The organism is Mycolicibacter sinensis (assembly GCF_001673565.1).
Lineage (GTDB): Bacteria > Actinomycetota > Actinomycetes > Mycobacteriales > Mycobacteriaceae > Mycobacterium > Mycobacterium sinense_C.
Genome location: NZ_LZMF01000073.1, coordinates 30,472 through 48,682, shown reverse-complemented (window position 1 = coordinate 48,682; position 18,211 = coordinate 30,472). Strand labels below are relative to the sequence as shown.

Here is an 18,211-nt window from a genome sequence, read left to right as displayed (position 1 = left end):
ACGGCCGGCCGATGAGCATCGACGCCGGCGACCTGCTCGGCTGGTTCGACGTCGCCGAACGCGACCTGCCCTGGCGCGCGGACGGTGTGACCCCGTGGCAGATCCTGGTCAGCGAGTTCATGCTGCAGCAAACCCCGGTGGCGCGGGTGCTGCCGCTCTGGCCGGAGTGGGTGGCGCGCTGGCCGACACCCTCGGCGACAGCGGCCGCGATCCCCGCCGAGGTGCTGCGGGCGTGGGGAAAGCTCGGCTACCCGCGCCGGGCCAAACGGCTCCATGAGTGCGCGACGGTGATCTCCCGCGAATTCGCCGACGTGGTACCCGGCGACGTCGAGGTCTTGGAGCAACTGCCGGGGATCGGTAGTTACACCGCGCGGGCGGTGGCCTGTTTCGCCTACCGCAAACCGGTTCCGGTGGTCGACACCAATGTGCGCCGGGTGGTGGCCCGCGCCGTGCACGGACGCGCCGACGCCGCAGCCCCATCAGCGAAACGTGACCATGCCGATGTCGGTGCCCTGCTGCCTGATGCCGCTCGGGCCGCCCGCTTTTCGGCGGCGCTGATGGAATTGGGCGCCATGGTGTGCACGGCCCGGACGCCGCGCTGCGCCGCATGCCCCTTGCGTTCCTGCGCGTGGCGAGACCGCGGATTCCCACCCGGCAGCGCCGCCAAGCGGCCCGCCCAGCGCTATGCCGGCACCGACCGCCAGGTCCGCGGGCGCCTACTGGATGTGTTGCGGGACAATGCGTTTCCGGTAACCCGGGCCGAACTCGATGTGGCATGGCCGGTCGATGAGCTCCAGCGCGAACGCGCTCTGGCCTCCTTGCTGGACGACGGCCTGGTCGAACGGCTCACCAACGACCGCTTCGCGCTGCCCGGTCAGGACAGAAACGACTCGACGGCCTCCCGATAGCGCTGCGGCGCCTCGTCGTGCACCAGGTGACCGGCATCGGGAACGCGCAGGTAGGTACTGGCAGAGGCGATGCGATGCATCTCGCTCATCTGGCCCGGGGGCGTCACCGAGTTCCCGGCCTCGATCAGCAACGACGGCACCTGCACCGCACGCCACTGGTCCCAGTAGTCGCGGGTGCCCCACTCGGCGGCGATCTGCACCCAGCGCGCGGGTTGACCGTGCAGCCGCCAGCCGGTCGCGGTGCGGTCGAAGGCCTCCAGGAAGTACCGCCCGGCGATGTCGCCGAACTCGGCCACCACCTCATCTGCCCGGGCGAACTCGACAGGCAGGGCATGCACCCACGGTTCCCACGGCCCGGTGGTGCGGCCCCGGAAGTCTGGCGCCATGTCTTCAACCACCAGCGCGGAGACCAGCTCCGGATGGCGGGCCGCCAGGCACCACGAATGCAGCGCACCCATCGAGTGACCCACCAGGCGCACCGGCCCCGGCAGCTGCTGGACCGCGGCGGCCAGGTCGGCCACGAAGCGCTCGGTGGAGATCGGATGCGGGTCGACGACGTCGCGGCCACGGTGCCACGGCGCGTCGTAGGTGTAGACCGCCCCCAGCCGGGTCAGCCACGGCAGTTGCCGCGGCCAGGTGCTGCCGCGACCCATCAGCCCGTGCACCAGGACCAGCGGCGTCCCGTGGCCACCGCGATAGGTCAGCAGCTCGCTCGGCCCGGTGTCCACCCGGGGCACGGTAGCCTAGGCCGCATGGCAGTGGTGAAGATCAACGCAATCGAGGTCCCCCCGGGCGCCGGTCCCGAGCTGGAGAAACGGTTCGCCAACCGAGCGCACACGGTGGACTCTTCACCCGGTTTCCTGGGCTTCCAGCTGCTGCGGCCGGTCAAGGGCGAGGACCGCTACTTCGTGGTCACCACGTGGGAATCCGATGAGGCGTTCCAGGCCTGGGCTACCGGGCGCAGCGCCGAGGCTCACGCCCAGGCCAGCAAGAACCCCGTCGCTACTGGTGCCAGCCTGCTGGAATTCGAGGTCGTGTTGGACGTTGCCGGAACCGCCGCCCAGGCGTAGGTCCGTGCGGCGACACCTGGCGGTATGGACGGCCACGGTAAGCCTGGCGGCCCTCGCTGCCACATCCGCTGCCGGCTGCGCGCCCTCCCCCGCATCACCTTCGGAGCCGGATACCGGCCCGGTGACGATCTCCACCAAGACCCCGCCCGGGCTGCGCGCCAAGCAGACCATGGACATGTTGAACTCCGACTGGCCGATCGGCCCGGTCGGGGTGGCCACCCTGGCCGCACCGGACAAGGTGGACCAGGTCGTCACCACCATGGAATCGCTGTGGTGGGACCGACCGTTCCGCCTCGACGGCGTCGACATCCGCGCCGGCGCGGCCACCCTGCACCTGACGACCTCCTACGGTGCCCGCCAGGACATCCGGATCCGCACCGACGACAACGGGATGGTGGACCTGTTCAAACCCACCACCGAGGCCCCACCCATCCACTCCTGGCGGGACGTCGACGCGGTGCTGAGTAGGACCGGCGCCCGCTACTCTTACCAGGCCTCGCGCATCGAGGGCGGCGCGTGCACGCCGGTGGCCGGCACCAACACCAGCCAGTCGCTGCCGCTGGCATCGATCTTCAAGCTCTACGTGCTGCTGGCGGTGGCCAACGAAGTGAAGGCCGGAAGGGTGTCCTGGGACGACCCGCTGACCATTACCGGCCGGGCCAAGGTGGTCGGGTCATCCGGGCTGGAGAAACTGCCCGAGGGCGCCCACGTCTCGGTACGCAAGGCCGCCGAGAAGATGATCGCCACCAGCGACAACATGGCGACCGATCTGCTGATCGGCCGGGTGGGCACCCGTGCCGTCGAGCAGGCACTGGTGACGGCCGGGCACCACGACCCGGCCAGCATGACGCCGTTTCCCACCATGTACGAACTGTTCTCGGTGGGCTGGGGCAAACCGGACCTGCGCGAGCAATGGCAACACGGCTCACCGCAGCAGCGGGCGAAACTGCTGCAGCAAGCCAACTCCCGGCCGTATGAACCGGATCCGGTCCGCGCGCACATTCCGGCCTCGGCGTATGGCGCCGAGTGGTACGGCAGCGCCGAGGACATCTGCCGGGTGCACGTCGCGCTGCAAGCCGGTGCGGTGGGCAAGGCCGCGCCGGTCAAGGAGATCCTGTCCGCGGTGCGCGGCATCGACTTGAGCCGCGCCGCCTGGCCCTATATCGGCGCCAAAGCCGGTGGGCTGCCCGGCGATCTGACCTTCAGCTGGTACGCCATCGATGCGACCGGCCAGCCGTGGGTGGTCAGCTTCCAGCTCAACTGGCCGCGTGACCACGGCAAGAGCGTCGGCAGCTGGATGCTGCAGATCGCCAAGCAGACTTTCGGCCTGCTGCCGGTAGCGCGCTGAGCGGGCGAGCAGTCGCGAAAGCCCCCATTTCCGTGAGGAATTGGGGGCTTTCGCGACTGCTCGGCGGCTATTCGGCCGGCGCGCCTGCCTGAGCGAGGTCCGCCTCGGCCGGCTTCTGGCTGCCGACGAAGGTGAACACCGCGCCCTCGGTGGGACCCTCGCCGTCCCAGTTGTCGACGTCGACGGTGACCAGCTGGCCGGGGCCGACCTCCTCGAACAGGATCTTTTCGGAGAGCTGGTCCTCGATCTCGCGCTGGATGGTCCGCCGCAGCGGACGCGCACCCAGCACCGGGTCGAAGCCACGCTTGGCCAGCAAGGACTTGGCCTTGTCGCTCAGCGCGATGTCCATGTCCTTGGCCCGCAGCTGCTTGGCCACCCGCCCGATCAACAGGTCGACCATCTGGATGATCTCTTCCCTGCTGAGCTGGTGGAAGACGATGATGTCGTCGATGCGGTTGAGGAACTCCGGCCGGAAGTGCTTCTTGAGCTCGTCGTTGACCTTGAGCTTCATCCGCTCGTAGTTGTTCTCCCCGCCGCCCTGGGTGAAGCCCAGCCCGACCGCCTTGGAGATGTCGGAGGTGCCCAGGTTGGAGGTGAAGATCAGCACGCAGTTCTTGAAGTCGACCGTGCGACCCTGACCGTCGGTGAGGCGGCCGTCCTCGAGCACCTGCAACAGGCTGTTGTAGATCTCCTGGTGCGCCTTCTCGATCTCGTCGAACAGCACCACCGAGAACGGCTTGCGTCGCACCTTCTCGGTCAGCTGGCCGCCCTCCTCGTAGCCGACGTAACCCGGAGGAGCACCGAACAGCCGCGACGCGGTGAACCGGTCGTGGAACTCGCCCATATCGATCTGGATGAGCGCGTCGTCGTCGCCGAACAGGAACTCCGCCAGCGCCTTGGACAGCTCGGTCTTACCGACCCCGGACGGGCCGGCGAAGATGAACGAGCCGGACGGCCGCTTCGGGTCCTTCAGCCCGGCCCGGGTGCGGCGGATGGCCTTGGAGACCGCGTTGACGGCGTCGTTCTGGCCGATGATCCGCTTGTGCAGCTCGTCTTCCATCCGCAGCAGGCGGGTGGTCTCGGCCTCGGTCAGCTTGAACACCGGGATACCGGTCCAGTTGCCCAGCACCTCGGCGATCTGCTCGTCGTCGACTTCCGCGACCACGTCCAAATCGCCGGAGCGCCACTGCTTCTCGCGCTCGGCGCGCTGCGCGACGAGTTGCTTCTCCCGGTCCCGCAGGCTGGCGGCCTTCTCGAAGTCCTGCGCGTCGATCGCAGACTCCTTCTCCCGGCGAGCGTCGGCGATCTTCTCGTCGAACTCGCGCAGGTCCGGCGGCGCGGTCATCCGGCGGATCCGCATCCGGGCACCGGCCTCGTCGATCAGGTCGATCGCCTTGTCGGGCAGGAACCGGTCGTTGATGTAGCGGTCGGCCAGGGTGGCTGCCGCCACGATGGCCGAGTCGGAGATCGAGACCCGGTGGTGAGCCTCGTAGCGGTCCCGCAGGCCCTTGAGGATCTCGATGGTGTGCTCGACGGTGGGCTCACCGACCTGCACCGGCTGGAACCGGCGCTCCAGTGCGGCGTCCTTCTCGATGTACTTGCGGTACTCGTCGAGGGTGGTGGCGCCGATCGTCTGCAGTTCGCCGCGGGCCAGCTTGGGCTTGAGGATCGAGGCCGCGTCGATGGCGCCCTCGGCCGCGCCCGCCCCGACCAGGGTGTGCAGCTCGTCGATGAACAAGATGATGTCGCCGCGGGTGTTGATCTCCTTGAGGACCTTCTTCAGGCGCTCCTCGAAGTCACCGCGGTACCGGCTGCCAGCGACCAGCGAACCCAGGTCCAGGGTGTAGAGCTGCTTGTCCTTCAGTGTCTCGGGGACCTCGCCGGCCACGATCGCCTGCGCCAGCCCCTCCACGACGGCCGTCTTGCCGACCCCGGGCTCGCCGATCAGCACCGGGTTGTTCTTGGTGCGCCGCGACAGCACCTGCATGACCCGCTCGATTTCCTTCTCCCGGCCGATCACCGGGTCGAGCTTGCCCTCCATGGCCGCGGCGGTGAGGTTGCGGCCGAACTGGTCGAGCACCAAAGAGGTGGACGGCGAGCCGGACTCCCCGCCCCTGCCGCCCGTGCCGGCCTCGGCGGTCTCCTTGCCCTGGTAGCCGCTCAGCAGCTGGATGACCTGCTGGCGCACCCGGGTCAGGTCGGCGCCCAGCTTGACCAGCACCTGGGCGGCGACGCCCTCCCCCTCCCGGATCAGGCCGAGCAGAATGTGCTCGGTGCCGATGTAGTTGTGGCCGAGCTGCAGCGCCTCACGCAGGCTCAACTCGAGCACCTTCTTGGCGCGCGGGGTGAAGGGGATGTGCCCGGACGGCGCCTGCTGGCCCTGGCCGATGATCTCTTCGACCTGGCTGCGCACGCCCTCCAGGGAGATGCCCAGCGACTCCAGCGACTTGGCGGCCACGCCTTCGCCCTCGTGGATCAGGCCAAGCAGGATGTGCTCAGTCCCGATGTAGTTGTGGTTGAGCATCCGCGCCTCTTCCTGCGCGAGGACGACAACCCTGCGGGCCCGGTCGGTAAATCTTTCGAACATCGGCGGCTACCTGCTCTCCCTCACCATCGGTACTTGGTCGGCCTCGGCTCGGCCTCGCGTACCTGCCGTCCACTGTAGTGGGCGGCCGGGCGCGCTGTGACCTGCCGGGCGCTGCGTACTGAATCGACAACATGCGGTGGCAGACCCAGAAGGCCCAGCACCTGATGCAAGAGAGCAACGCTGGGGCCCCGGAATGCGTTCCGATGGGGCACCCGGTTCGCCAGGAGCGAAAAGCCCGGTTCGTCGAGCCTCGCTAAACCGCCGGGTCAGGTGGCAGCGTGAAATGCGTCGATGATATCGGCCGGGATACGGCCGCGGGTCGACACGTTGTGGCCGTTGCGGCGGGCCCATTCGCGGATGGCGGCGCTCTGTTCACGGTCGATCGTTCCGCGGCGGCCGCCCCCGGACCGTCCCCGCCGGCGCCCACCGACGCGACGGCCCGCGTCGGCCCACTTCTTCAACTCCGCGCGCAGTTTCGAGGCATTCTTGCTTGAAAGGTCGATCTCATAGGTGACCCCGTCCAGCCCGAATTCGACCGTTTCGTCGGCGGCACCCTCACCATCGAAATCATCGATCAAGGTGACGGTCACTTTTTTCGCCATTGGTAGCCCCTCGGTTAGCTTTCAGCGTGCAAACTGTGCGCAAAGCCGCATTCGACCTCGCGGACCAATGTGCCATAAAAATACGCCTGCTTCAACACAACCGGCGAGCGGGCCGATCAGTTGCCGTGACGCCGAACAATCGGGAACAAAACAGTCTCGCGAATTGACAGACCCGTCAAGACCATCAGCAGGCGGTCGATACCCATTCCGGTGCCCGTGCACGGCGGCATCGCGTGTTCCATCGCCGCCAGGAAGTCCTCGTCGAGCGGCATCGCCTCGTCGTCGCCGGCCGCCGCGGCACGCGCTTGGGCGGCAAAGCGTTCGCGCTGCACCACCGGGTCGATGAGCTCGGAGTAACCGGTGGCCAGCTCGACGCCGCGCATGTACAGGTCCCACTTCTCGGTGACACCGTCGATACTGCGATGCTGGCGGGTCAGCGGCGTCGTCTCCACCGGGAAATCCCGGACGAAGGTGGGTGCGCTCAGGGCATTGCCCACCGCGTGTTCCCACAACTCTTCGACCAGCTTGCCGTGCCCATAACCACGGTCTCGGGGAATTTCGACTCCCCGCTCGTCGGCGACGGCCCATAACCGATCGACGGGGGTCGCCGGAGTGATCTCCTCACCGATCGCTTCGGACAGTGACGGATACATTTCAACCGTCGCCCATTCGCCGTCAATGTCGTAGATGCTGCCATCGGGCAACGGCAGTTGACGAGTGCCGATCACCTCGTCGGCGACGTCTTGAATAATCTCCCGGGTAGCCACGGCCGAGTCGTCGTAGGTGCCATAGGCCTGGTAGGTCTCCAACATCGAGAACTCGGGCGAATGGGTGGAATCGGCGCCTTCGTTCCGGAACACCCGATTCAGTTCGAAGACCCGGTCGAAGCCGCCGACAACGCACCGTTTCAGGAACAGTTCGGGTGCGATTCGCAGGTAAAGGTCGGCGTCGAGCGCGTTCGAATGGGTGACGAACGGCCGGGCGGCCGCCCCACCGGCCAACGTCTGCAACATCGGTGTTTCGACTTCGAGGAATCCGCGGCGCTCCAGCGCGGAGCGGATGGCCCGAATCACCAGGATCCGCTGGCGGGCCACGGTGCGCGCCTCCGGGCGGACGATCAGGTCGACGTAGCGCTGCCGAACGCGGGATTCCTCGCTCATCTCCTTGTGCGCGACCGGCAGCGGCCGCAACGACTTGGACGCCATCTGCCAGGCGTCCGCCAGCACCGACAGCTCGCCGCGGCGGGAGCTGATCACCTCACCGCGCACGTAGACGATGTCGCCGAGGTCGACGTCCGCCTTCCACGCCTCCAACTCCTGTTCGCCGACGCTGGCCAGGCTGATCATCACCTGCAGCTGGGTGCCGTCACCCTCCTGCAGGGTGGCGAAGCACAGCTTGCCGGAGTTGCGGGCGAACACCACCCGGCCGGCGACGCCGACGACATCGCCGGCGGTGGTGTCGGCGGCAAGGTCGGGGTAGGCGGCCCGGATCTCGGCGAGCGTGTGGGTGCGATCCACCGCGACCGGGTACGGGTCACGGCCCTGCTCCAGCAACCGCGCCCGTTTGTCGCGGCGGATCCGGAACTGCTCGGGGAGGTCGGGATCCTGTTGCGGCGACGTGTCTGGGGTATCGGCGGAGCTCACGACGTGCCAGCTTAATCAACCGGCAAAAGCTCAGCGCGCCGGCCGCAGCCTGCCCCGTCGACTGTCCCGGTTGCGTTCGAAGACCAATCGCAGCCCGTCCAGGGTGAGGTTGGCGTCGTAGTGGCCAACCGTTTCCAGATCGGCGAGCAACAGCGGCGCGGTGTGCCCGGTGGCCACCACGGTGGCGTCGGCCAGACCGGGCGTATCGTCGCGCACCCGGCGCACCAGCCCGTCGACCAGTCCCGCGAAACCGAACACCGCACCGGCCTGCATGCATTCGACGGTGTTCTTGCCGATCACCGAGCGCGGGCGGGTGAGCTCCACCCGGCGCAGCCCCGCCGAGCGGGCCGCGGCGGCATCCGAGGAGATCTGGACACCCGGTGCGATGGCGCCGCCCAGGAACTCCCCCTTGGCCGAGACGACGTCGACGCAGATCGACGAACCGAAGTCGACGACGATCGCCGCCGTGTTGAACTTGTGGAAAGCGGCCAGGCAGTTGACGATCCGGTCGGCGCCGACTTCCTTGGGGTTGTCGACGAGCAGCGGGATCCCGGTGCGGACGCCCGGCTCGATCAGCACCGAGGGAACCGAAGGCCAGTACTGGTCGAGCATCAGCCGCACTTCGTGCAGCACCGACGGCACGGTGGACAACGCCGCAGCGCCGGTGAGCTGTTCGCCGTCGTCACCGATCAGGCCGTCCAGGGTCAGGGCCAGTTCGTCGGCGGTGATCTCCGCTTCGGTGCGAATCCGCCACTGCTGCACGACGTTTCCGTGCTCACCCGACCCGGCGATCAGACCGATGACGGTGTGGGTATTACGGACGTCGATAGCCAGCAGCACGGCTACCCCACGCTTCTGGGCGAAAGCAGGTCGGCTACGTCATCCGGAACGAAGGCCGGGTCGTTGCCGAGGTCGACCTGCTTGTTGTCGGAGTCGACGAACACGATCCGCGGCTGGTAGCGGCGCGCCTCGGCGTCGTCCATGGTGCCGTAGGCGATCAGGATCACCAGGTCACCGGGATGCACCAGATGCGCTGCGGCACCGTTGATTCCGATGACACCGGTGCCGCGCTTCCCGGTAATGGCGTAGGTGACCAGTCGGGCGCCGTTGTCGATGTCGACGATCGTCACCTGCTCGCCCTCGAGCAGGTCGGCGGCCTCCATCAGATCGGCGTCGATGGTCACCGAGCCGACATAGTGCAGGTCGGCGTGGGTCACCGTGGCACGGTGGATCTTCGACTTGAGCATCGTCCGAAACATCAATTCCTCCGGTTTTGTGCGGCGGGATATCCATCCGAACCGACCGACGCCGAGGCGGCGGTGGTGGAAAGTCCGAGCGTTATGGCGGCGTTGTCGATCAATCGGGTGGTACCGACACGGGCGGCGATCAGCAGCCGCGCCGGCCCTTCGTCGGGGACCGGACCGAGATCGACACCGCGCACCTGCACGTAGTCGACGTCGACCCCCGGCACCGCGGACAGCACCGCGTTAGCGGCATCGAGCGCCGCGGCCGCCCCCGCCGACGCGGCGTGCTCAGCGGCGGCCAGCGCCGCCGACAAGGCCGCCGCGGCTTCGCGCTGCACCGGGTCGAGGTAACGGTTGCGCGACGACATCGCCAGGCCGTCGGGTTCGCGCGCTGTCGGCACGCCCACCACGGTCACGTCCAGGTTGAGGTCGGCGACCATCTGCCGCACCAGCACCAGCTGTTGATAGTCCTTCTCGCCGAAGAACACCCGGTCGGGTCGCACGATCGACAGCAGTTTGCCCACCACGGTGAGCATGCCGGCGAAGTGTGTGGGGCGGGCGGCGCCTTCGAGCTCGGCCCCCAGCGGACCCGGGTGCACCGCGGTGCGCGGACCGTCGGGATACATCGCACCGGCGGCCGGGGTGAAGGCCAACTCGACACCTTCGCCGCGCAGCAGCGCCAGGTCGTCTTCGAGGGTGCGCGGATAGGCGTCGAGGTCCTCGCCGGCGCCGAACTGAAGCGGGTTGACGAAGATCGACACCACCACCACCGAGCCGGGCACCTTGCGTGCGGCACGCACCAGCGCCAGATGGCCGTCGTGCAGCGCCCCCATCGTCGGCACCAGCATCACCCTGCGGCCGGTCGAGCGCAGCGCCCGGGTGACGCGGGCGATCTCGTCGGGCCGCGAGTACACGTTGAGCCCACCGGGGGTGAAGCTGGGCGCGTTCGGCCTCACCGGGCCAGCACCGTCAACACGTCGTCGGCGGCGTCCGCGCAGTGCGCCGTGCGCAGCGCGTTGGTGCGGTAGGCCTCGGCCAGATCGGGATCCACGTCGGCCAGCGCTTGCAGGTGCCGGGCCAGGGTGGCCGAGTCGCCCCGGGCCACCGGCCCGGTCAACGCGGCCCGCCCGTCGAGCAGGGTGTTGGCCAGTGCGGCCCGCACCAGCGGCCCGAGCACCCGCTCGGCGACGCCGTCGGGGTCGTTGATCCCCAGGCCACCGGGCAGTGCCGCCCGCAATGCTGCCAGGGCGTCGTCGATCACGGTGACCACGTGGTTGCCGCCGTGACACAGCGCAGCGTGGTAGAGGGTGCGCGCGGTTTCGTCGACCCGGAACGGCTCGGCGCCGATCTCCAGGGTCAGCGCCTCGGCGATGGCATAGCCGATTTCGTCGCCGGCGGTGATGCCGAAGCAACTCTCCGTCAGCCGGTCGATGTCGGAGTCCGCACCGGTGAACGTCATCGCGGGGTGGATCGCCAGCGGCAGACAGCCCTGCTCGGTCAGCGGCGCCAGCACGCCGATCCCGGTGGCACCGGAGGTGTGCACGACGATCGTCCCGGCCCGCACCGTGCCGGTGGCGGCCAGGCCGGACACGATGCCGGCCAGTTCGGTGTCGGGAACCGACAGCAGCAGTAATTCCGCGTCGCCGGCGACATCGTGGGCCGGCCGCACCAGGGAGTCGGGCAGCCGCCGTTGGGCGCGCTGGCGCGACTCTTCGGAGATGGCGCTGCACGCCACCACGACGTGGTCGGCCCGCTCCAGGGCGACACCCAGGGCGGTGCCGACCCGGCCCGCCGAGATGACGCCTACCTTGAGTCGGGCGGGCCGCAGTCCGTCGAACTGCACCATCGCAGACGACCTCGCAAGTTCTCTTGGTTCGTTCCAGTCCCGCGCTGCGGGTACCGGACGGTCGGGCAGAGTCTATCCCGCTCGGCCACGGCTCGGGGAGTGACGTTCGTCGCAGGCGCGGGTGTTACTCCTCGCGACGGCGGCGCCGGCGGCCCTCGCTGGGGGTGGCCTGCAGCCGCGCCAGCAGTTCGGCCACCGACTGTCCGCCGGTGGTCGGGTCGGCCTCGGCTCCCGGCTCGGCGCCGGCGGAATGCCGGGCCGCGGGGGCGCTGGCGGGCTCCGCCGGCACCGGCTGGGCAGGGCTGCCGGGCGCGTCCGCCGCGTGCCGGGAGCGCGCCCGCCGGCGTCCCTCACCGTCACGGGGTGCGGCTGCGTCGGCACCGTTCACCGGACCGCCGGCCGGCTCCCCGGGTTCGGCGTGGCGACCGTGGCGGGACGGTGCCTCGGCGCTGCGCTCCGGCGCCGGTTCGCCGGCATGCCTGGGCTCGGTGACACCGTGCCGGCCGGAGTCCGCGGGAGTAGCTGGGGTTGCCGGGGTTTCTGGGGTTTCTGCGGCCCAGTTGCTGCCCGGCGTGCCCGGCGGAAGCCATTCGCCCTCGGCGCCAACCGGTTTCCAGGTGGGAGCCGATGCCGCCGGCGCGACCCAGGGTGGCGGCGGCGCCGTCGGAGCGGGCGGCGGTTCGGGCTCGCGGCGGGACTCGGACTCCCTGCGGGGCTCGGGCGGGACGAACGGCTGCGGCGGTTGCCCCCAACGACCCGCGGGTTGCTGGACTTCTTCCGCGGCCCGGCGCGGCGGCTCTTCCGCGGCCCGGCGCGGCGGCTCTTCCGCGGCCCGGCGCGGCGGTTCTTCGGCGGCCCGGCGGTGCGAACCCCGGTAGGGGGTCTCGGCGGCCGGCGCCTGGGGCGCCTGGGCCGCCTGCGGCGTCTGCGGCTGAGGCATCGGGATTCCGCCGGTCGGTATCCGCACCTCGGGAACATCGATGATGGGGTTCTCGGCGGTTTGGCTGACCGAGTCCTCGGGGTAGAACGACGCGGCGGCCGGTGTGACCCGGGTCGGGCCGGATTCCCCGCCCGAGCGCGCCCAGTCGCTATAGGCCCGAACTGTGGTGCGGTCGGGCTCCAACGCCGGCCGGTGACTCAGGTCGGCGTCGAAGAGGATCTCCAGATTGGTTCGTAGCGCGGCCAGCTCGCTGCGCAACCCGGCGACCTCGTCGGCGGCCTGAGCCCGCAGCTCGGAGGCCAACTCGCGGCGCAGCTGCGACTCCACCGTCAGCTCGTATTCACGGCGCGCTGAGATCTCCCGGTCCAGTTGCAGGTCGTAGACCAGCTTCAGGTCGCGGGCCCGAGCCTGGTCCACATCGCTTTGCCGCCGGTAGATCACCGAGACGAACGCGGCGGCGACCGCAGCCCACAGCGCCACGATGACGGCGAGCTTCAACAGCTCCACCCGGCTGGTGAACACCAGTGCCGAACTGGCCGCGATCGCAAGGATCAGCAACGCCGTCATCAACGTCCAGCCGGGCCTGCGAGCACCACGCCGACTTGGGGCGCGGGACAGGACCGAATTCATCTGCGCCGCTCCACCTCGTCGCTTCGCTCATCGTTGCCGGCCGGCATTGCCCGACTGTACCTGGACGAGGTCACTTGGCGTGTCGCCCCGCTCCGGCGATTCTCAGCCGGGTTGGTTTCCGGTCAGTTGCCCGGTCTGGCCGGGATCCTGCGGAGACTTGCAGCAGTTCTGCAGCCACAGCGCGGCGACGAGCAAAGCCAGCGCGCTGGCCGCGGCCACCACAGCGCCGGCGGTGTCCTCGGCGGCGACGTGCAGGGTGGACCGGTGCGGCAGCAGGTAGCCCAGCACGCCCAGCCAGAAGCCCAGCACCAGCGCCCCCATCCAGGCCGAGGCCTTGGCAACCACCACGGTGCGGGCCACCGCCAGCGGATGCAGCCACCCGGACCCGACGCCGATCTGGCCATCATCGATCTTGGCGCGGACGTAGCGGCCCCAGGCCGCCTCGGCGATCGCCGCCACCAGCAGCGATATCCCGGTCCACACCGTGATCGGCGGGAACCAGCGGTACAACAGCTGCACCGCCAGGTAGCTGAGGAGGGCGGCAGCCGCGGCGGCCGCGGCCACGTCTCGTTTACGGGTCGGGCCCATCAGCCGTCTCCAGGCACGTCGCGCCGCTGCAGCACCAGATCGGTCCGCCGCAACCCGTCGCGGTCGGCGGGGTCCAGTTGCTCGAGCAGGTCGGTCACCGCGCAGCGCCGGCCGGCCACCATCAGCTGCGCCTCCGGTTCGACCTCCAGCCACGGGATCATGACGAAAGCCCGCAGATGGGCCAGCGGGTGCGGCAGGGTCAGCCCCTGGTCGCGGGAGATCAGCTCGGTCGATGCGCCGGCCTGGGTGTCGCGGCAGCTGATCACGTCCACGTCCAGGGTTCGCGGCCCCCACCGTTCGCCGCGTACCCGGTCGGCGGCGTCTTCGAGTTCGTGCGCCCGGCGCAGCCAACCGTGTTCATCGATCGCCGGATCTTCCACGATCAGCACCGCGTTGAGGAAGCGCCCCTGGTCCAGGACGCCCCACGGTTCGGTCTCATACACCCCCGACACCGCGCGCACCGCCGCGCCGAACCCGTCGAGGGTCGACTGCAGCCGGGCCAGCCGATCACCGAGGTTGGACCCGATAGACAAGACAGCGCGCGTCACGCCGGCACCACCGTCCCGCGCCGGTCGCGCCGGGAGCGCCGCGCCACCACCGCGACGTCGGCGAAGGTCAGCGGGATCGGCGCGTGTGGCTTGTGCAGCGTCACCTCGACGGCCTGCACCCGGGTATCGGCCATGACCTCCTCGGCGATCTCGGCGGCCACGGTCTCGATGAGATCGCGGGCCGGGCCGGTGATGATGTCCGCGGCCCGCTGGGCCAGCACCCCGTAGTCGTAGGTGTCGGCCAGGGCGTCGCTGGCGGCCGCGGCGGACAGGTCCATCCACAGCGTGATGTCGACGATGAAATCCTGACCGTCGGCCCGCTCGTGGGCGAACACGCCGTGGTTGCCGCGAACCTTCAGGCCCCGCAATTCGATTCGATCAGTCATCGCTTGTGCCTCCTTGACCCCGGGCTGCAGTCCAGGCTTCGACGACCTTAAGCGCTTCGACAGAGCCCCGCACGTCGTGCACCCGCACACCCCAGGCGCCGTGCAGGGCGGCCAGCGCCGAGACCACCGCGGTGGCCGTCTCCCGCTCGTCGGGCGGCCGCGGCGCGCCATCGGCCCCGGACAGCAGCGTACCGAGGAACCGCTTGCGTGACGCCCCGACGAGCACCGGTAGGCCGGCATCGACCAGCTGCGGCAGGCCGTTCAGCAGAGCCCAATTGTGTTGCGCCGTTTTGGCGAAGCCCAGTCCCGGATCGACGATCAGCTTCGCCGGATCCACGCCGGCGGCCACCGCGGCGTCAACGGAGGCGAGTAGGTCGTTGCGGACCTCGGCGACGACGTCGCGGTAGTCCGGGACGCGATGCGGGTGTCCGGGATCGACCGGGCGCCAATGCATCAGCACCCACCGGGCGCCCGAGGAGGCCAGCAGCGACGCCATCGCCGGATCGGCGCACCCCCCGGAAACGTCGTTGACGATCCTGGCACCGCAGTCCAGCGCGGCTCCCGCCACCGCGGCGTTCATCGTGTCGATGCTGACGGTAATACCCTGGGCGGCAAGTTCTTTCACTACCGGAATAACCCGTTGCGCTTCCGCGCGCGGATCGGCACGCACCGCGCCGGGTCGGGTCGATTCACCGCCGACGTCGATGATCGCCGCGCCCTGGGCTGCCAGTGCCAAGCCGTGTTCGACGGCGCGACCGGCGTCCAGATAGCGGCCGCCATCGGAGAACGAGTCGGCGGTGACGTTGACCACCCCGACGACCTGGGCGCGTGTGGGGCTCACCTCCGCCGGATGAGTTCCAGGGCTTCGGCGCGCGACGCGCTGTCGGACTTGAACTGGCCGCGCACCGCCGACGTCGTGGTGATCGCGCCGGGCTTGCGCACACCCCGCATCGCCATGCACAGGTGCTCGGCCTCCACCACCACGATGACGCCGCGCGGGTCGAGTTTGCGCATCAGGGCGTCGGCGACCTGACCGGTCAACCGCTCCTGCACCTGGGGCCGCTTGGCGTAGAGATCGACGACCCGAGCCAGCTTGGACAGGCCGGTGATCCGGCCGTCGTCGCCCGGGATGTAGCCGACGTGGGCGACGCCGTGGAACGAGACCAGATGGTGCTCGCAGGTCGAGTACAGCGGGATCTCCTTGACCAGCACCAGTTCGTCGTGCTGCTCGTCGAAGGTGGTCTCCAGCACCGTGTCCGGGTCGGTGTAGAGCCCGGCGAACATCTCCTGGTAAGCCCGAGCCACCCGCGCCGGGGTGTCGAGCAGACCCGGGCGGTCCGGATCTTCCCCCACCGCATACAGCAGTTCGCGCACCGCCGCCTCGGCGCGCGCCTGATCGAAGACTGTCGAAGCCATCGCCGATCCCACTTTCTCAGTCGCCGGAAGGCGGTTCAGACCGGTTCTTCTCGGCGCCACGCTGATGGCCGTCGCCCTCGCCGGGCGGTCCCGGCGGTGGCGGCGGGGCTGCGGGATACGGCTGATAGGGCGGGTAGTGCTGAGCGGGCGGGTAACCCTGCTGCGGCCACTGCTGAGGCGGGTACCAGTACCCGCCCTGCTGCCCCTGCTGCTGCGCGGGCGGTGGCCAGCCCGGCGCATGCCAGCCCGCCGGGGCGCCGTAGTCGGGCTGAGTGCCCGCCGCGGCGTCGCCGGTGGGCGAGCCGTTGCTGCCACTGGGCGGGCGACCGGCGTCTTCGGAAGACCGAGCCGCCTCCCGCGAGGCCTGGGCGATAGCGGCCTTGAACGCCGGCTCCGGGATCGGCTGCGGCCACGGCTCGCCGCGCTCGATGGCCAGCTCGCCGGGAGTCTTGATCGGCGGCTTGTCGGACGGGACCCGCCCGCCGAAGTCGTCGAACATGGTCAGCCGGGGCCGCTTGCCGACGTCGCCGAAGATCTTCTCCAGGTCGGCGCGGTGCAGCGTCTCCTTCTCCAGCAGCTCCCCGGCCAGGGTGTCGAGCACGTCGCGGTACTCGGTGAGAATCTCCCAGGCCTCGGTGTGGGCCGCCTCGATGAGCTTGCGCACCTCGTCGTCGATGTCGCGGGCCACCTCGTGGGAATAGTCGGGCTGGGTGCCCATGGTGCGGCCCAAGAACGGGTCGCCGTGTTCGCTGCCGTAGCGCACCGCGCCGAGCTTGGCGCTCATGCCGTACTCGGTGACCATGGCCCGCGCGACCGCGGTGGCCTTCTCGATGTCGGAGACCGCGCCGGTGGTCGGCTCGCGGAACACCAGTTCCTCGGCGGCGCGCCCGCCCATGGCGAAGACCAGCTGGGCGATCATCTCCGAGCGGGTGCGCAGTCCCTTGTCCTCCTCGGGCACCGCCACCGCGTGCCCGCCGGTGCGGCCGCGGGCCAAGATGGTGACCTTGTAGACGGGGTCGATGTCGGGCATCGCCCACGCCGCCAGGGTGTGGCCGCCCTCGTGGTAGGCGGTGATCTTCTTCTCGTGCTCGCTGATGATGCGGCTCTTGCGGCGCGGACCGCCGATCACCCGGTCCACCGCCTCCTCCAGTGCCGCGCCGGTGATGACGGTGCCGTTCTCCCGCGCGGTCAGCAGCGCGGCCTCGTTGATCACGTTGGCCAGGTCGGCACCGGACATGCCGACGGTGCGCTTGGCCAGCCCGTCCAGGTCGGCGTCGGGACCGATCGGCTTGCCGGCCGAATGCACCCGCAGCACCGCGCGCCGGCCGGCGATGTCGGGGTTGCTGACCGGGATCTGCCGGTCGAAGCGGCCGGGGCGAAGCAGGGCCGGGTCGAGGATGTCGGGCCGGTTGGTGGCCGCGATCAAGATGACCCCGGCGCGTTCCCCGAAGCCGTCCATCTCCACCAGCAACTGGTTGAGGGTCTGCTCGCGTTCGTCGTGCCCGCCGCCCATCCCGGCGCCGCGCTGGCGGCCGACGGCGTCGATCTCGTCGACGAAGATGATGCACGGATTGTTCTGCTTGGCCTGCTCGAACAGGTCACGCACCCGGGACGCGCCCACCCCGACGAACATCTCCACGAAGTCCGAGCCGGAGATGGTGAAGAACGGCACGCCCGCCTCACCAGCCACCGCGCGCGCCAGCAGCGTCTTGCCGGTGCCGGGCGGGCCGTAGAGCAGCACGCCCTTGGGGATCTTGGCGCCCAGCGCCTGGTAGCGCGACGGGTTCTGCAGGAAGTCCTTGATCTCGTAGAGCTCCTCGACCGCCTCGTCGACGCCGGCGACGTCGGCGAAGGTGGTCTTGGGCATGTCCTTGCCGAGCTGCTTGGCCCGCGACTTGCCCATGCCAAAGCCCATCCGGGCGCCGCCCTGCATCCGGGAGAACATCACGAACAGCCCGATCAGCAGCAGCATCGGCAACATATAGATCAGCAGTGAGCCCAGCATGCTGCCCTGGTTGACGACGGTGTTGATCTCCGCTTTCTTCTTGGTCAGCGCGGTATAAAGCGGCACCGCGTACCCGGTCGGGTACTTGGCGATCAGCTTGTCGACCTTCTCGGCCTTGCCGGATTTGGCGGGCTTCCCGTCGGTGTCGGACACCTCGGCGCTGTCCAGCGGGTTCTTCAGGACCAGCCTCAGCTGCTGCTCACGGTCGTCGATCTGGGCGCTTTTGACGTTGCCGCTGTGGATCTGGGCGACCGCGAGCGAGGTGTCGACCGGCTTGTATCCGCGGGTGTCGTCACTGAAATAGAAGAACGACCAACCGAGCAGCAGCACCACTGCGATCGCGGTGATGGTGCGGATCACGTTTTTGCGATTCATCAGACATTGGCCGAACTCGGCCCAAATCCTTCCAGTACATGCAGCTGGGCATGTTCAGGCTACCGTTCCGTGGCA

Annotated in this window: 18 protein-coding genes; 3 read left to right on the top strand and 15 right to left on the bottom strand. The window is 69.4% G+C overall.

The annotated features are described in order from the left end of the window. Positions 1-11: 11 nt before the first annotated feature. A complete protein-coding gene (locus A5648_RS11850; protein WP_065024771.1) occupies positions 12-908 on the top strand; it encodes an A/G-specific adenine glycosylase in 897 nt (298 codons plus the stop codon). On the opposite strand, the gene A5648_RS11845 is transcribed toward A5648_RS11850, so the two are convergent. After that, entirely contained in the window at positions 875-1,636 is a 762-nt protein-coding gene (locus A5648_RS11845; RefSeq protein ID WP_065024726.1) for an alpha/beta fold hydrolase, read from the bottom strand. The two genes, A5648_RS11850 and A5648_RS11845, sit on opposite strands and share 34 nt — an antisense overlap. 24 nt (positions 1,637-1,660) lie before the next feature. On the opposite strand from A5648_RS11845, the gene mhuD reads away from it, so the two are divergent. Together mhuD and A5648_RS11835 are read left to right on the top strand one after the other, a co-directional pair. Further along, positions 1,661-1,978 carry a mycobilin-forming heme oxygenase MhuD gene (mhuD, locus tag A5648_RS11840; RefSeq protein WP_064856072.1) on the top strand — a complete coding sequence of 106 codons (318 nt, stop codon included), beginning with the start codon at positions 1,661-1,663 and terminating at the stop codon, positions 1,976-1,978. A 4-nt stretch (positions 1,979-1,982) separates the two neighbouring features. Continuing rightward, positions 1,983-3,326, top strand: a complete 1,344-nt coding sequence (locus A5648_RS11835; RefSeq protein WP_065024725.1) for a serine hydrolase — start codon at positions 1,983-1,985, stop codon at positions 3,324-3,326. A gap of 67 nt (positions 3,327-3,393) precedes the next feature. Here the strand turns inward: A5648_RS11835 and clpC1 are convergent, their stop codons facing one another. The 14 genes from clpC1 to ftsH all read right to left on the bottom strand — a co-directional run bounded on the left by clpC1 (position 3,394) and on the right by ftsH (position 18,136). Further along, positions 3,394-5,913: an ATP-dependent protease ATP-binding subunit ClpC gene (clpC1, locus tag A5648_RS11830; protein WP_065024724.1), complete on the bottom strand. Its 2,520-nt coding sequence runs from the start codon at positions 5,911-5,913 to the stop codon at positions 3,394-3,396. A gap of 266 nt (positions 5,914-6,179) precedes the next feature. Beyond that, on the bottom strand, positions 6,180-6,515 hold the full coding sequence (gene lsr2 / locus A5648_RS11825) for a histone-like nucleoid-structuring protein Lsr2 (protein ID WP_064856070.1): 336 nt from the start codon (positions 6,513-6,515) through the stop codon (positions 6,180-6,182). A gap of 116 nt (positions 6,516-6,631) precedes the next feature. Further along, complete coding sequence (gene lysS / locus A5648_RS11820; protein ID WP_065024723.1) at positions 6,632-8,158, bottom strand: lysine--tRNA ligase; 1,527 nt, start codon at positions 8,156-8,158, stop codon at positions 6,632-6,634. Between the two features lie 30 nt (positions 8,159-8,188). Beyond that, positions 8,189-8,998 carry a type III pantothenate kinase gene (locus A5648_RS11815; RefSeq protein WP_065024722.1) on the bottom strand — a complete coding sequence of 270 codons (810 nt, stop codon included), beginning with the start codon at positions 8,996-8,998 and terminating at the stop codon, positions 8,189-8,191. A 2-nt stretch (positions 8,999-9,000) separates the two neighbouring features. After that, positions 9,001-9,417: an aspartate 1-decarboxylase gene (gene panD / locus A5648_RS11810; RefSeq protein ID WP_064856067.1), complete on the bottom strand. Its 417-nt coding sequence runs from the start codon at positions 9,415-9,417 to the stop codon at positions 9,001-9,003. Continuing rightward, a complete protein-coding gene (gene panC / locus A5648_RS11805) occupies positions 9,417-10,358 on the bottom strand; it encodes a pantoate--beta-alanine ligase (protein ID WP_065024721.1) in 942 nt (313 codons plus the stop codon). The genes panD and panC overlap by 1 nt, the downstream gene beginning before the upstream one ends. Continuing rightward, positions 10,355-11,248: a Rossmann-like and DUF2520 domain-containing protein gene (locus tag A5648_RS11800; protein ID WP_065024720.1), complete on the bottom strand. Its 894-nt coding sequence runs from the start codon at positions 11,246-11,248 to the stop codon at positions 10,355-10,357. The genes panC and A5648_RS11800 overlap by 4 nt, the downstream gene beginning before the upstream one ends. 124 nt (positions 11,249-11,372) lie before the next feature. After that, positions 11,373-12,818, bottom strand: a complete 1,446-nt coding sequence (locus A5648_RS11795; RefSeq protein WP_065024719.1) for a DUF6779 domain-containing protein — start codon at positions 12,816-12,818, stop codon at positions 11,373-11,375. A gap of 102 nt (positions 12,819-12,920) precedes the next feature. Beyond that, a complete protein-coding gene (locus A5648_RS11790) occupies positions 12,921-13,406 on the bottom strand; it encodes a DUF3180 domain-containing protein (RefSeq protein ID WP_065024718.1) in 486 nt (161 codons plus the stop codon). Then, positions 13,406-13,954 carry a 2-amino-4-hydroxy-6-hydroxymethyldihydropteridine diphosphokinase gene (gene folK / locus A5648_RS11785; protein WP_065024717.1) on the bottom strand — a complete coding sequence of 183 codons (549 nt, stop codon included), beginning with the start codon at positions 13,952-13,954 and terminating at the stop codon, positions 13,406-13,408. Before folK ends, A5648_RS11790 begins: the two co-directional genes overlap by 1 nt. Next, a complete protein-coding gene (gene folB, locus A5648_RS11780) occupies positions 13,951-14,340 on the bottom strand; it encodes a dihydroneopterin aldolase (protein WP_065024716.1) in 390 nt (129 codons plus the stop codon). The genes folK and folB overlap by 4 nt, the downstream gene beginning before the upstream one ends. Further along, positions 14,333-15,181 (bottom strand): dihydropteroate synthase, encoded by an 849-nt coding sequence (folP, locus tag A5648_RS11775; protein WP_065024715.1) that lies wholly within the window; start codon positions 15,179-15,181, stop codon positions 14,333-14,335. Before folP ends, folB begins: the two co-directional genes overlap by 8 nt. Further along, positions 15,178-15,756, bottom strand: coding sequence for a GTP cyclohydrolase I FolE (gene folE / locus A5648_RS11770; protein WP_065024714.1), 579 nt, complete (start codon positions 15,754-15,756; stop codon positions 15,178-15,180). Before folE ends, folP begins: the two co-directional genes overlap by 4 nt. A gap of 16 nt (positions 15,757-15,772) precedes the next feature. Next, positions 15,773-18,136: an ATP-dependent zinc metalloprotease FtsH gene (ftsH, locus tag A5648_RS11765; RefSeq protein WP_065024713.1), complete on the bottom strand. Its 2,364-nt coding sequence runs from the start codon at positions 18,134-18,136 to the stop codon at positions 15,773-15,775. Positions 18,137-18,211 lie beyond the last annotated feature (75 nt).